This window comes from Caulobacter sp. LARHSG274, assembly GCF_052871235.1.
In genome coordinates, this window is record NZ_JBIXJO010000010.1 from 74454 (window position 1) to 88112 (window position 13659).

Sequence of the window (13659 nt, forward strand, 5' to 3'; positions counted from 1 at the left end):
TCGCCTTTGTACGCAACGGATATTTATATTGGATGGAGCTATATGCCTAATTTCAAATACATGATTAACGAATACCTTATAGACAATTCATTGCGTAGAGATGGATAACAAGCCTCAGCATTGTAAACATGACTAATGCTTTATTAGCCAATCCCGTGGTAAAGCGACGCACGCTTTAGAACGGGCCGCCCTTCTCAGGACGGCTCCAGATGGACCCGCTGCATGATCGCGTTCTCGCCATCCCTGTCCGAACCACCGCGCGGTCAGATCGCCTCGGCGGAAGGCCTGCCGAGATCCGCTCAACTGGCCTTCCTGATCGTCGCCCTGAACTACGGGGTGATCGTGCTTTTCCAGAAGTTCGGTTACAGCACCGACGCGGCCAGCCTCAGCATCACCCTGCCTTGCCTGATCGTTTCGTTCGTCGCCCTGATGATCCTGGGCGATTTCCGCATCGCGCCGATCCGGCTGATCGCCTATGCCGCGTTCTGCGCCACGGCCTTCTTCTCGCAGGCCATGGTCGGCCGCGGCATTTCCTGGTTCGGCATGGCCATTCTTTTCGCCATCTACCTGTTCTTCGTCTTCGAGATGCGGGTCACCTGGGGCTATTATCTCCGGACGGTGGCCATCTTCCAGAACCTGATGCTGATCGCCTGCGCCCTTCTGCTCCTGCAGCACCTGTGGCAATTCACCCTCGGCGCCAACAGCATTTTCAATATCGAAAAGTACATTCCGACCCAGTTCTTCTACAAGACATACAACTACATCCAGCTCATCAACTGGCGCTCGCAGTACATCAAGCCGAACGCCTTCATTTTCCTCGAAGCCTCGATCGCCTCGCAGTTCCTGGCGATCGCGCTGATCGCGGAGACGGTCTATTTCCAGCGGCTCTGGCGACTGACCCTTTATGGGGCCTGCCTGGTCCTGACCTTCGCGGGCACCGGACTTCTGATCGTGGCCCTGACGGCGCCGCTGCTGCTGCTCAAGCTTTCGCCGCGCCGGGCGATCCTTCTGGCCGTCGCCAGCCTTGTCTTGGTCGCCATCGTCGCCGCCACCGGCTGGTTCGACCTGATCAGCAGCCGGTTCGGCGAGTTCCAGATCGCCGGCAGCAGTTCGAACTCCCGCTTCATCGCGCCGTTCCTGTCGCTGTCCGAGGCGATCCGCGAGCCGTCGGTGATCTTCAAGGGCGTCGGCGCAGGCAACATCAAGGCGGGCCAGAACATCGTCTGGTGGGCCAGCACCAAGCTGGTGGTCGAGTATGGCGTGCTGACGACCATCTCGTTCTACACGCTGCTTTGCATCTCGCTCTTCGATCGCGCGCCGAGCTATCGCCTGGCCTGGGGGCTCTTCGTTCTGTTCAACTTCATGGGAGGGTATCTCGCCATGCCGGTGATGGCGGGATTGCTGTTGCTGATGGGGTGCCTGTTCCGTCCCGTCGACGCCAAGCCCCAGGACTTCAGGGCCGCGCTGCGCGAAGCCCGCGAAGGGCTGACCAATGACCCGCCGCCGCTGACGCCAGCCGCGGCTCCTTCCAATGCTGCGGCGCCGATCAAGGCGCCGGCCTCGTCGGCGAGAATCTGATGACCAGCCAAACCGCTTCCGCCGCCGCCCCGCGCTTCTCGATCGTCGTCCTGACCTATGCGCGGGATGAAGTGCTTGAGACGATGCTCGCCTCGCTCGCCGAGTTGCTGCCGGGTCGCCGCGACTATGAGGTGGTGCTGGTCGACAACAACGCCGACGAACGCGACCGCTCGCTGATGCTGACCCGCTTTCCCAATCAGCAGTACGTGCGCTCGGCCTTCAACAAGGGCGTGATCGCGCGCAATGACGGCATGGACGCCGCGCGAGGGGAGATCATCATTCTGCTGGACGACGACGTCTTCGTGCAGACCCCGCAGTTCCTGGACGTTTTCGACCGGCTGTTCTCCGAGAACGCCGCCCTGGGCGTGGTCACGATCCGCAAGCTCGACCACCAGACGATGCGCACCAAGCGCGAGACGATCCCCCATACCCGCAAGGACGTCGACCTGGAGGCGCCGTTCAAGACCTTTCGCTTCGTCGGCGGTTGCCTGGGCTTTCGCGCGCAAGTCCACCACGACCTGAAGGGTTTTAGCCAGGAGTTCTTCTACGGATTGGAGGAGATCGAATACAGCTATCGGGTCATCGAGGCGGGATGGGAAATCCTCTATTCGCCCGATGTGCTGGCGATCGAATATGAACATCCAGGCGGACGTCGCCCTACGGTCGAGGTGCAAACCATGCGACTGACCAACAAGTTCATCATCTCGCACATCCACATGCCGTTCCCGCAGATTCTGGTGAACTACACGCTGTTTCCGATCTACATCTCGCTGATGCAACGGGGCCAGGTGCGCATCGGAAAAGCAGTGGGCGATTACCTGCGCTGGCTCCAGAGGCCGCAACGCACCCGTCGGCGCCCGATCGGCGCCAGGGCCCAGGCCTATATCCGCGCCTGCCGAGGCTCGATCTGGAAATAGCGATCGGCCGACGGCTCAGCGATCCGGCGTCGCGTCGCCATCAGGTTCCACCCTGGCCACGCCTTCGACAAACGCCTCGGCCGACTTCGGATAGCGGAGATTGGAGAGCTGCGCGTTGTAGTCGGCCGCCTCGACGTCCCAGTAGGACTGGTACAGCGGGCGGGTGGTCTTGAACCACTCGGCCATGCCGGTCACGAAGCGCGGGTCATCGCCCGCGCCATGGCCGTCCGGCCGCGTGCCCGTGCCCCATTCGGGAAACGAGATGGGCTTGCCATGCCGTTCGGCGAAGGCCTTGTGCCATCTCAGGCCATAGGGCTGCTCGACCAGGTAGATCCACCGCCGTTCGGGATCCTGGAAGATCGGCTGCCAGACCTCGTTATAGACATCCAGCCCGATGACATCGACGACATCGTCGCCCGGATACAACAGGATCGGCGCGATGGCGTGGAGCCCGACATTAGGACACCACTCGAAGCGGAAATTCTGCCCCGGCGTCTCCCGCATCACCTCCACGATGCGACGCCAGAAAAGGCGATAGGCGGTCGGGTCCTTGGCCCCGGACCAGGCCATCCATTCGCCGTTGGCCTCCCAGCCGATCCGCACGATCGCGTCTGGATAGCCGTTCGCGACCAGGGCTCGCCCCACCTTGCGGAACGACTCGTCATAGCTGCCCGAGGCGCCCGCCTTGAGCGTGCTGACGCCGCCGTCCTCGGGCAGCATGGGCACCGACAGGGTGAGCTTGATGCCTGAACCGTTCCAGCACCTGGTGATCCAGTCGGCGCTGGATTCCAGATGGCTCCAATCGCGCCGATCCAGCGCGTCGACGGTGCGCTCGACCTTGCGACCGCCTGCGAAGGCTTCGAACTCGGCGATCTTGGCCCGGCCGTCGCAGCCCGGGCCCTTATAGACGCCGAATTCGGTGGCGCGAGCCGGCGTCGCTGCGGCCGGCAACAGGAGAAGCACCGCAAGGCAGGCGCAGAAGACGACCAGGGCGATGGACCGGGAGCTGATCTTGAACGGCATGCGCAGTCTTTCCGCTGAAGGCCTATCCGCCCTCGTAGGCCAATCCCATCGACCGCGCCCAATCGGCGGTCATCCGCATCCCTTCCTCGGCGCTCGTCCGAGGAACGAAGCCGAGGTCGCGGGCGTGGTCCATCGTATAAGTGACATCAGCCTTGAAGCGCTCCATCTCGTCGTCATTGGGGCGCAAACGCAGATCGGTCTCCATGTTGCGCATCAGCGCCTTGAGCTTGGGAATCCGGTTGGCGACCGACAGCACCAACGGCTTATGGTGCGATATGGCGTATTTCCCCAGGGCGCGCACCGGACGCCGGACCGCCACCTTCAGTCCGAGATTCTGATCCGGATCGGCCAGTTCGGGGTAGCCGAGCAGCACGTTGAACCGTTCGATGTACTGGTTCCACGTCGGGACGTCCGGCCCATTGCCGTTCATGACCGTGTAGGGCCCCAGATCCTTTTCGATCATGAACAGGGCCTGGCGCACGAGGTCGCCCACATAGACGAGATTGCACTTGCCCTCGCCCAGAGGACCCAGCTTCCGCCAGGCGCCGGCCGCGAACCGCTGGATGTAGGGCAGGGTCCACTGGTCGCTGAACGGTCCATAGACCAGCGTCGGTCGGATCACCGACACCGCCAGGGACGCGTCGGCGTATTCCTGGCAGATCGCCTCCGCCCGGCGCTTGCCTGCGCCATAGATCGTCATGGGCTCCGTCGGCGGAGTGTCCTCGGACACCGTGCCCAGTGCCTCGCCATAGACGGCGACCGAGCTCATGAACACGAAGTTGGGCACGCCCGCCGCCTTGACCCGTTCCAACAACAGGCGCGTTCCGGCTTCGGTCACGCTATTGTCGTTGCCCTTGGCCCGGGCGCAGTGGATCACCGCGTCGACCCCTTTCAGGGCCTCGTCCAGCGACGCCTGGTTCATGATATCGCAGGTGACGATGTCCACGGGGAAGCGGGCGATCCGCGCGGCGCTGGACCAGCGGTTGATGCCCGCCCGCACCTGTCCCCAGCCGGAGAGGTGGATGGCTTCGGCCATCCAGCCGCCAATGAAACCGCCTGCGCCGGTGACCAGAACGACCGGTTTCTTCACGCCACCCACTCCTTGTAGCAATCAGGCAGCTCGTCGACCGCCACCTCATAGATTCGGTCGATCACGGTCAGCGGGGCGACCACGCTTCGCGCGTCGATCAACAGCTCGCCCCGTCCTTCCACCGCGGCGACAAAGTTGCCCACCAGCGTGGCGGCGATGCCGGTCCAGTCGCCGGCCCCGCCGACGGTGACAATCCGGCGCTTGCCGGCGGTTTCTATCTCGACCTGGTCTGAATCGGTGGTGGAGCCGTGCAGGACCCCTCGCTCGAACACCAGCTCAAAACTGTTGGCCAGCTTGGCGTGGAAACTGATCTGCAGGCGGATGTCGATGGATTCGACCGCCAGCGACGCATCGACGTAGCCTTCGGGGCCGCCATAGCTGTCCATGACCGCCTTCGAGACGGTCGGCGCCTTGCCCAGCCACCAGCAGACCAGATCCAGCACATGGACGCCGATGTCCAGCAGCGCGCCCCGCGGACGACCGTCTCGCCAGGGACGTCGGAAGTAGAAGCCAGATTGGGTCGGCCAATCGAACTTGTGGCCTTCCCGCCAGGTGATCGACTGCAGCGCGCCCAGGCTGCCAGACTTGATGAAGTCCCGCACAAAGGCGTTGATCGGTCGCAGGCGGCGAAACTGATTGACCGAAAGCAGGCATTGATGGCGGTCCGCCGCCTCCACCAGCTTCAGCGCGTCGTCGGCGAACTCGGCCAGCGGCTTTTCGACAAGCACGCCGACCCCGCGCTCAAGCAAGGGCAGGGTGGTGGCGACGTGAATGTGGCTCGGCGTGGCGTTGATCGCCGCCCGGGTGGTCTCGGGCAAGCCGTCGATATCGCCGGACTGCTGGTCAAGCGGAAAGCCGAAACGGCGGGCGGCGGCGCTGCGGCGTTCTTCCGACGGATCCACAAGCCAGACCCGCTCGCGCAGGGCGGGGTCCTGCGCCAGGGCCGGAAAATAGTAAGACTCGGAAATCGCGCCGCAGCCGATCACCGCCAACGGTCCAGGAGTGACTAGGCTCATCTTGATCCCTGGCAATTTTTTACGGGGCTTCGATTGTCCGGCTATCACGCGGTCAAGCCTGCGGAAAGCTTGGATACGCGCCATTGATGACGCTGCCTTGATTTCCATCATTGCGAAGGACGCCGACGATTGACGCGAAAGGCGGTTTACCCAATCTTGCGCGCCGTCTCGGCGTGGGTCCCGCGGCGAATACGGGGGACGGGGGTGATCGTTTTTCTGGGGGAGCGGCGGACGTGACTCGGCTTCAGCGTGCGCTGGAGGCCGCGCGTCGGCTCGTCTTCAGCTTCGGCTTCCTGCATTCCGCCAACACCGGCCTGAATATCCTGTTCAACTTCACGCAGTTGATCGTGTTCGCTCGCGCCCTCGCGCCCGATCGCTATGCCGAAGTCGTGGTGCTGACGGCGGCCGGCTTCTTTCTGAAGCCGATCGACCAGGCCATCGGGCGCGCCAACTTCATCGCCCTGCGCGAAGGGGCCGTGCGCAAGACCCATGTGGGCAAGCGTCAGGAGACCGTCGCCGCGCTCTACGCCCAGGGCGTGTTCCTGACCCTGGTCGCGGCGGTCCTGCCGCTCTTCATCGGCGGCCGCGCCCACTATCTGGAAAACGCGCTCTATCTGTTCTTCTGTCTTTACACCAACTACTGGGCCTTCGATCTGCAGACCACCGCCTGGTCGGTCGATCTTAGCAAGCGTTTCGTACAGATCGCCCTCACCCAGAGATTTACGCAGTTCGCCGCCCTGGCGGCCTTGGCGATAACCCATAGTTTCCTGATCTTTTGCGTTTTGATCTGCCTGATCAGCTTGGCGTATCTCACCCGCGTCGGCCTTCTGATCGGCCGGAACACCACCGTTCTTGACCTTAGGCTGCATCGCGCCGATCTGAAGTGGCGCGAAATACTGATCTACGGCCGGCTATTCTGGTCATCCCTGCTCTCGACGCTATCCGAACTGGTGGTCCTCAGCTCGCCCTACGCGCTGTTCTCGTCGATCTTCGGGGTCGGATCGGCGGTCGTGGTGTTCGACAGCATCATGAAGATCGCTCGCCTGTCGATGACCGGCTCGCGCACCCTGGCCGAAATCGCCCTGCCCCGCCAAAGCCGAATGGCCATCGAGGGCGACCGCGCAGGCTCGTCGCGAATCTTTCTCCTGGTGCTGTGCCTGTGCCTGGCCGCCACCGCCGTTCCGGCCGCGGCCCTGGTGTTCGAGAGCCACCTGATCTTCTCGCTCATCCTGGGCCACAACAATCGGGTTCCGGCCCAGGCGGGGCTGGTGGCCGGCGTCATCGTCCTGACCAGCGGCCTCTATCAGCCGGCGATGTTCTTTCTCAGCTTCGCCAACGCCGAGCGCCAGATTCGCCAGCTGACGGCCGCCTCCGTTGTCGGACTGGGACTGTTTGCGGCGGCGGTGCTGGTTCTTCACCTGGCTCTGATGCCTATCCTTTGGGCCTACGCGGCCTACTTCGTCCTGGTCAGCCTGTTGGCGCTATGCCTGTTCAACGGCGTGCACGACCATGCCGTAAGACTTCCCCAGGAAGAAGGGCAATGAAGTACCGCAAGGATATCGATGGGCTGCGCGGTATCGCGGTGCTTCCGGTGGTCTTGTTTCACGCCGGCGTAGCGCAAGTGTCCGGCGGCTTCATCGGTGTCGACGTGTTCTTCGTCATCTCCGGCTTCGTCATCGCCGCCCGACTGCAGGAAGATCTTCGCGCCGGCCGCTTTTCGCTTCTCGACTTCTATGAGCGGCGTTTCCGTCGATTGCTGCCGGCGATGACGGTGACCATCCTGGTGACCACGCCGATCGCGCTCCTGTTGCTGATGCCGTCGGACCTGATGGAATACGGCCGAAGCCTGGTCGCCACCTCGGTGTTCTCGTCCAACTTCTATTTCTGGAAATCGTCGGGCTATTTCGAAGTCGACGCCCATCTTCGCCCCATGCTCCACACCTGGTCGCTGGCCGTCGAAGAGCAGTTCTACATCTTCATGCCCCTGGCGCTCTGGCTGGCCCACCGACACCTGAAGGGACGATGGCTGGTCATCCTGGCGCCGGTATGGGTCGCGTCGCTGGCCTTGAGCATCTTCATGCTGACCCGGGCCGCCACGGCCGACTTCTATCTGTTGCCGACGCGGGCGTGGGAATTGCTGACCGGGGCCGTGCTGGCCCTGCGCCCGCCGCCAGCCTTGCGCTCGAACTTCCTGCGCCAGGCCCTGGCCCTGGCCGCGCTCGCGGTCTTGCTGGCCTGCATGGTGCTCTATTCGTCGGCCACGCCGTTCCCGGGGGCCTATGCCTTGCCCCCCTGTCTCGCCGTCGCCGCACTGATCTACTGCGGTGAAACCACGCTGCCGGGCAGACTGCTGAGCACCGGGCCGCTGACCTATGTCGGCCGCATATCCTACTCGCTCTATCTGGTGCACTGGCCCCTGACGGTGATGTTGCGGCATTATAATCTCAGGGCCCCGAATCCCTTCGAGATCGCGCTGATCGTCGCCGTCAGCTTCGTGCTGGCCCACCTCTCCTGGAAATTCATCGAACAACCGTTCCGGCGGCCTCGCGCCCACACGCCGCGCTGGCGGGTCATGGCTGTCGTCGCCGTGATCCAGCTGGCCATCGCCGGCGTCGGCGTGGCGCTGGTCGCGGCCCGGGGCCTGCCCGACCGAATGCCGGGCTATGCGCAGGAGGACGTGTCCGCCCAGAAGGAGTGGCGCGAGCGGACCTGCTTCCTGTCCGCCGATCAGAAGGCCGAGGCGTGGAACGTCGCCGCCTGCACCCGGGTCGACGGCGCAGGCCCCGAGGTCCTGCTCTGGGGAGACTCGTTCGCCGCCCACTACGTACCCGGCCTGATCCAGGAGCCGCGGTTTCGGGGCAAGCTGATCCAGTACACGGCCGCTGGCTGCCCGCCCGTACTGAACTACTATTCCTACGCCCGGCCCAACTGCAGCATCTTCAACCGCCGCGCGCTGGATCTGGTGGCGCAGCGGCATATTCCGATCGTAGTGCTGTCCGCCCGCTGGGAAAACCATTCCTGGACAACGCTGGACGGCCTGCAAGACACCATCGCGCGACTGCGGGCGCTGGGGGCGACCGTCTACCTGGTCGGCCAATCTCCGGAGTTCGGCGTCGACGTCCAATCGCTCGCCTACCGCAAGGCGTCGCACGATCGAAAGGTGGACGCCGCCTGGGGTCTGAGCTTTTCCGCGGACTTCAACGATCGGCTCAAGTCTAAGGCGGGCGGCGCGATTTTCATCGATCCGCTCGCCTTCGATTGCCAGGGCGAGACATGCCTGTATCGGCGAGACGGCCAATACGAATACGCCGACTTTGGCCATCTATCGCGTTACGGCAGCGCCCGGGCGGCTCGCACCTATTTCCCGCTGCCTTGAACCCGACCGGAGCGGATGGTCCCAGAAGGCGCGATCGGCCCCAACCAGGTGTCGGATAAGCGGCCGTTCAACCGGCGATCCGGTTAGTAGGAGCCTTCCCGCAGCAGGACGGCCGGGACCGTCTTGAGCAGGATGTAGATATAGAGACCGAATGACCGCCGACGGGCGTAGAGGCGATCCAGCGCTATGCGCCGACGATAGGCGACATCATTGCGGCCGCTGACTTGCCAGAGTCCGCTCAGTCCAGGCCTGACGGCGCAATAGGCGTTGAACCAACGTCCATAGCGCACGGCCTCCGCTCCGACGATCGGCCTTGGCCCCACCAAGCTCATCTCGCCCTTCAGGACATTGAGCAGTTGCGGCAGTTCGTCGATGCTGGAGCGCCGCAGCAGGTCGCCCAGCGGCGTCACCCGCGGGTCCTTGCGCAGTTTGTGGTCCGTTTCCCATTCCGCGCGCGCGCGCGGGTCCCGCTGCAGCAACTCCGACAGCCGAGCTTCGGAATCGACGACCATGCTGCGGAACTTGAGGCAATCGAACGCGACGCCGCCGCGCCCGACCCGGCGATGGGCGAAGATGATCGGGCCGCCATCCTGAAGTTTGATCATCAGGGCGACGATCAACAACAGCGGCATGACGAAGACCAGCAGGGCGGAGGCCAAGGCGATGTCCGCCACCCGGCTGGCGTCGATCGCGGCGTCCGTCTTGTCGCGTGGCTGCGTCGCCGGGGCGTCATCGGCGCCGACCATTAAGCTTAAGGTGCTCTCACCTGATGTATCGATTGGGCACACAGTGAAGCCTCGCTCATATTTCATCGCCGTCGCCGAGCAAGTTAGGAGCCAACAGGCGTTAACTTCGATCCGTTCGGCATGCCGTGGAGGGCACTTGCGGCAACGGTTAACAAACAGTTCCGAAAGCAATCAAAGGTAGCTACGTCGCCATTTTCGGCACACATCTCAACCAAAAGTAAGCATATCGGAGTTCGGAATGCGACAATGTGCCGCCGCAACGATGTTTGACAAGCGTTGCTGTAGTCAAAATTTCTCCGAACTGAGAAAGGCTTCGTTATATACTCGGCTATAAACAGGTGAAGCTGATGAGGAGAGCGTGCGGGAGCGTCGCTGAGGCTGGAAGCTGGATGGTCGCCATCAAATTGGCCATAATTGCCCGCCTTTTGAAACGGCCTGCGCATTTGACCGTCATGTCATTGCTAAACCCTGTGTCGGAACTCTCGGTCCTCGGAGTCTTGCTGTCAGACCGACGGATCGCTTGTTAAGGATTGAGCGCGCTTTCGCATAAGCGAGAAAGCGTTTGCGAAGATCATGGCGGGGTGGCATGGCTTCGGACTAACCGTTGAAACGTTGTACAAAGAAGGTGATCTTGGCCGACTCCGCATTTGAAGCGCCAATGGATCAACAGGTTCCGTTGGGAAATCTACCCCAGGTTCTGAATACCTACCGACGGCATTTGGTCCTGATTCTGATCGTTGCGTTCGCGACTTTCCTCGCCGTGGCGGCGTTTACCTTCCTCCAGACGCCGAAATACACCGCCACCGCGACAGTGCTGCTCGCGCCGCGCCAGACCCTGAACAAGGACAATGGCCCGATACGCGACCCCAACAGCGACGCCAGCGTCGACACCCAGGTGGAGGCGCTGAAGGCGCGAGACCTGGCCGACCTCGTCACCACACGGTTGCACCTGGATCAGGACCCCGAATTCGCGAGCCCCGAGGGCCGGGACGCGGTCGTCAGCAAGGTGGCCAGCGACCTGAACGTTCGCCGGGTCGGCCAAACCTATCTGATCGAGGTCCGCTACACCAGCAAGCAGCCCAAGAAGGCCGCCCTGATCGCCAACGCTTTCGCCGACGGTTTCGTCGAGCGCCAAAGCCAAAGCAAATCGGCGGACATGCAGCAATCCAACGACCTGATGACCGCGCGCCTCTCGGACCTGCAGAAACAGGCCGAAGCGGCCGCGCGCGAGGCCCAGGAATTCCGTGTCCGCAACGGGCTGATGGACGCCGGGGCGACGGGCGGCGGCACGTTGGCTCAACAGGACCTGTCCGACCTCAGCCAACAGCTGATCCTTGCGCGGGCCCAGGCGGCCGAAGACAGCGCTCGACTGGCCGATGCTCAATCTCAAGCCCGCAGCGGCAATGGCGGCGCCCTTGGCGCCACCCTGGGATCTCAGACGATCGCGCAGCTTCGCAGCCAGCGCGCCGAGGTCAGCCGCCGGGTCGCCGACATGGAAAGCCGCTACGGCGATCGCCATCCGGACCTGGTCAGCGCCAAGCTGCAGCTGCGCGATTACGACCGCCAGATCGAGGACGAGACCAACCGGGTGATCGGCAGTCTGCGGTCGCAGGCCCGCATTTCCTCGGAACGCGCCAACTCGCTGGCCGGTGCGCTGAATCAGTCGCGCGGCGAAGTCGCCAATGCGAGCGTCGCTTCCGTCCACCTCAGCGAACTTGAGACGCGGGCGACCACCGCTCGCACGATCTACGAGAACTTCCTGAGCCGCGTGAAGGAAAACGCCGCCCAGCAGGCCATCACCCAGGCCGACGCGCGAGTGGACACCCGCGCCCAGGAACCGCTGAACAAGAGCTCTCCTAACGTGCCGATCAATCTGGCGATCGGCATGGCCCTGGGCGTCTTCCTCGGCATCGCCACGGCGGTTGTCCGGCAGGGCTTCGTGACCGGCATGAACACGATGGAGGAGGTGGAGCGGAAGCTGAACCTGCCCTATCTGGCCTCGATCCCGGTGCTGTCGACCGCGATCAAGCGACTGAAGACCTCGTCGCCGATCGATGCGGTCACGGTCCATCCGCTGTCGTCCTACACCGAATCGTTCCGCGCGCTCGGCGCGGCGATCGCTCCCCCTCGCCCAGAGCAGCCGATCAAGACGATCGTCGTGACCTCGTCCTTGCCGAACGAAGGCAAGACCACGGCCGCGGTCTGCATGGCGCGCGTCGCGGCGATGGCCGGGATGAAGGTCCTGCTGATGGACTGCGACCTGCGCCGCCGCGCGGCGACCCAGGCCCTCAAGCTGAAGCCGACGGCCGGCCTTCTGGACGTGCTTCAAGGACATGCGCCGCTTGAGAAGGCCCTGATCCTGGATCACGACAGCGGCGCCCATGTCCTGCCGCTCAGGGAAGGCGCGCCGACGACAGAGTCGCCGTTCGCGTCGGAAGTCTTCGATCGTCTGCTGACGGAGCTCAAGGAGCGCTATGATCTGATCGTGATCGACACCGCGCCGGTGTTGCCCGTGGTCGACACGCGGATCCTGGCCCCGAAGGTCGACGCCGTCGCCCTGCTGGTCCGCTGGCGGGTTACGCCCCTGAACGCGGTCAAGGCCGCGATCCACATGCTTGAAGGCGTCGGCGGCGAGGTGACGGGCGTGGCGCTGTCCCTGGTCAACCTCAAGGAGCAATCTCGCTCCGGCTACGGCGATCCAAGCTATTATCACAAGGCGTACAGCGGCTATTATCTCGAATAGGCTCGCCGAGGTTCTTATTTTTGGCTAGATCGATGTTCAACAATCGGTGGTCCATGGCACGTGTTTCCCTGACATCTCTCTGTATCGCTGCGGCTGTTCTCTTCTCCGCCGGCTGCGCCAGCGCGCGGCAGGACGCTTCGGCCCCAGCTCCGGCTCCGGCTCCGGCCTCAGCCGCTGCGACGACGACCTCGACGGCGGCCTTGGATTATCGGCTGGGCGTCGCCGACAAGGTTCGCCTGACCGTGTTCAACGAGCCGACCCTGTCGGGCGAGTTCTCCGTCAATGCCGACGGCTCCATCGCCCTGCCTCTGATCGGCAACGTGGTCGCCGCGGGCATGTCCTCGACGCAGTTGCAAAAGACGGTCGAGGAGAAGCTTTCCGACGGATACCTGCGCGATCCGAAGGTTACGGTAGAGGTCCTGACGTTCCGACCGTTCTATATTCTCGGTGAGGTCAACAAGCCGGGCGAGTATCCCTATTCGACGGGCCTCACGGTCCTCAAGGCCGTAGCGATCGCCGAGGGGTACACCTACCGAGCGGATCAAAAGTGGATCTATTTGAAGCACTCTGGTGACGACCGTGAAACCCGCATGCCGATTTCAGGCAACATTTTTGTTCAACCGGGGGACACAGTTCGCGTCGGCGAGCGTTTTTTCTAAGCCTGGACTGTGGTTTCCGCATTTGGCACGTCTTTTGCTGTTGACGCTTTTGGAATATGAGGAGCGTTGTTCGCTAACAGCTGGGGGATTCCATGCGAAAATTTTCAATAGGCTTGGCTCTGGGAGCGCTCGCGCTCCTGCAGCCATTGACGACATTCGCCCAAACCGCGCCGGCGGCCAGCATTACGCCAATCTCGTCGGGCATGCTGGCTGACAGGCTGGTGAACTTGGCTGGGACGCTGGCGGCCAATCTCGACGTCAAGCAGATGGAAGCGGCGTTCCTGAACGAAATCACGGTCGCCGGCGCGGATTCAAAGGTGGTGTTCGACGCTCTGACGCTCGCAATCGCGAATCCGACCCTGTCGCCGAACGCCAAGGCGGCTCTGATCGCGATCAGCAAGCGTCTGCGCGTGAAGTCGGACCGCACCGCCGCGCTGGATGATATCGGCATCGGCGGTCTCGGCGTCGGCGGCGGCGGCGGCTCGGACTATACTCAATAGACCTGAAACTT

Annotated in this window: 11 protein-coding genes; 7 read left to right on the plus strand and 4 right to left on the minus strand. The window is 63.2% G+C overall.

Annotation, left to right across the window (positions count from 1 at the left end):
• Positions 1 to 222 precede the first annotated feature (222 nt).
• The gene (locus tag ACIPQB_RS16635) at positions 223 to 1578 is read left to right on the plus strand and encodes a hypothetical protein (RefSeq protein WP_446486368.1); all 1356 of its coding nucleotides are present in this window, start codon (positions 223 to 225) and stop codon (positions 1576 to 1578) included.
• A complete protein-coding gene (locus tag ACIPQB_RS16640) occupies positions 1578 to 2495 on the plus strand; it encodes a glycosyltransferase family 2 protein (protein ID WP_446486369.1) in 918 nt (305 codons plus the stop codon). Before ACIPQB_RS16635 ends, ACIPQB_RS16640 begins: the two co-directional genes overlap by 1 nt.
• Positions 2496 to 2510: 15 nt before the next feature.
• Here the strand turns inward: ACIPQB_RS16640 and ACIPQB_RS16645 are convergent, their stop codons facing one another.
• From ACIPQB_RS16645 to ACIPQB_RS16655, 3 genes are read right to left on the minus strand one after another with little or no spacing between them, the layout of a single operon-like run.
• A complete protein-coding gene (locus ACIPQB_RS16645; protein WP_446486370.1) occupies positions 2511 to 3518 on the minus strand; it encodes a glycoside hydrolase family 26 protein in 1008 nt (335 codons plus the stop codon).
• Positions 3519 to 3540: 22 nt separating this feature from the next.
• On the minus strand, positions 3541 to 4608 hold the full coding sequence (locus ACIPQB_RS16650) for an NAD-dependent epimerase/dehydratase family protein (protein ID WP_446486371.1): 1068 nt from the start codon (positions 4606 to 4608) through the stop codon (positions 3541 to 3543).
• Positions 4605 to 5735 carry a Gfo/Idh/MocA family protein gene (locus ACIPQB_RS16655; protein WP_446486372.1) on the minus strand — a complete coding sequence of 377 codons (1131 nt, stop codon included), beginning with the start codon at positions 5733 to 5735 and terminating at the stop codon, positions 4605 to 4607. The genes ACIPQB_RS16650 and ACIPQB_RS16655 overlap by 4 nt, the downstream gene beginning before the upstream one ends.
• Between ACIPQB_RS16655 and ACIPQB_RS16660 the strand changes: the two genes are divergently transcribed.
• Both ACIPQB_RS16660 and ACIPQB_RS16665 read left to right on the plus strand, forming a co-directional pair.
• The gene (locus ACIPQB_RS16660) at positions 5735 to 7168 is read left to right on the plus strand and encodes a hypothetical protein (protein WP_446486373.1); all 1434 of its coding nucleotides are present in this window, start codon (positions 5735 to 5737) and stop codon (positions 7166 to 7168) included. The two genes, ACIPQB_RS16655 and ACIPQB_RS16660, sit on opposite strands and share 1 nt — an antisense overlap.
• The gene (locus ACIPQB_RS16665; protein WP_446486374.1) at positions 7165 to 9000 is read left to right on the plus strand and encodes an acyltransferase family protein; all 1836 of its coding nucleotides are present in this window, start codon (positions 7165 to 7167) and stop codon (positions 8998 to 9000) included. The genes ACIPQB_RS16660 and ACIPQB_RS16665 overlap by 4 nt, the downstream gene beginning before the upstream one ends.
• A gap of 83 nt (positions 9001 to 9083) precedes the next feature.
• Here ACIPQB_RS16665 and ACIPQB_RS16670 read toward each other — a convergent pair whose 3' ends face one another.
• Positions 9084 to 9812, minus strand: a complete 729-nt coding sequence (locus tag ACIPQB_RS16670; protein ID WP_446486375.1) for a sugar transferase — start codon at positions 9810 to 9812, stop codon at positions 9084 to 9086.
• A 565-nt stretch (positions 9813 to 10377) separates the two neighbouring features.
• Between ACIPQB_RS16670 and ACIPQB_RS16675 the strand changes: the two genes are divergently transcribed.
• The 3 genes from ACIPQB_RS16675 to ACIPQB_RS16685 all read left to right on the plus strand — a co-directional run bounded on the left by ACIPQB_RS16675 (position 10378) and on the right by ACIPQB_RS16685 (position 13648).
• Positions 10378 to 12489 (plus strand): GumC family protein, encoded by a 2112-nt coding sequence (locus ACIPQB_RS16675; protein ID WP_446486376.1) that lies wholly within the window; start codon positions 10378 to 10380, stop codon positions 12487 to 12489.
• Positions 12490 to 12521: 32 nt separating this feature from the next.
• Positions 12522 to 13148 carry a polysaccharide biosynthesis/export family protein gene (locus ACIPQB_RS16680; protein WP_446486377.1) on the plus strand — a complete coding sequence of 209 codons (627 nt, stop codon included), beginning with the start codon at positions 12522 to 12524 and terminating at the stop codon, positions 13146 to 13148.
• Between the two features lie 92 nt (positions 13149 to 13240).
• The gene (locus ACIPQB_RS16685; RefSeq protein WP_446486378.1) at positions 13241 to 13648 is read left to right on the plus strand and encodes a hypothetical protein; all 408 of its coding nucleotides are present in this window, start codon (positions 13241 to 13243) and stop codon (positions 13646 to 13648) included.
• Positions 13649 to 13659: the final 11 nt, after the last annotated feature.

Bases quoted from the DNA above. Each gene is read 5' to 3' on its own strand.
- ACIPQB_RS16680 (WP_446486377.1), top strand. From the start codon at position 12,522: ATGTTCAACAATCGGTGGTCCATGGCACGTGTTTCCCTGACATCTCTC.
- ACIPQB_RS16640 (WP_446486369.1), top strand. From the start codon at position 1,578: ATGACCAGCCAAACCGCTTCCGCCGCCGCCCCGCGCTTCTCGATCGTC.
- ACIPQB_RS16665 (WP_446486374.1), top strand. From the start codon at position 7,165: ATGAAGTACCGCAAGGATATCGATGGGCTGCGCGGTATCGCGGTGCTT.
- ACIPQB_RS16670 (WP_446486375.1), bottom strand. From the start codon at position 9,812: ATGAAATATGAGCGAGGCTTCACTGTGTGCCCAATCGATACATCAGGT.
- ACIPQB_RS16635 (WP_446486368.1), top strand. From the start codon at position 223: ATGATCGCGTTCTCGCCATCCCTGTCCGAACCACCGCGCGGTCAGATC.
- ACIPQB_RS16645 (WP_446486370.1), bottom strand. From the start codon at position 3,518: ATGCCGTTCAAGATCAGCTCCCGGTCCATCGCCCTGGTCGTCTTCTGC.
- ACIPQB_RS16685 (WP_446486378.1), top strand. From the start codon at position 13,241: ATGCGAAAATTTTCAATAGGCTTGGCTCTGGGAGCGCTCGCGCTCCTG.
- ACIPQB_RS16655 (WP_446486372.1), bottom strand. From the start codon at position 5,735: ATGATGGAAATCAAGGCAGCGTCATCAATGGCGCGTATCCAAGCTTTC.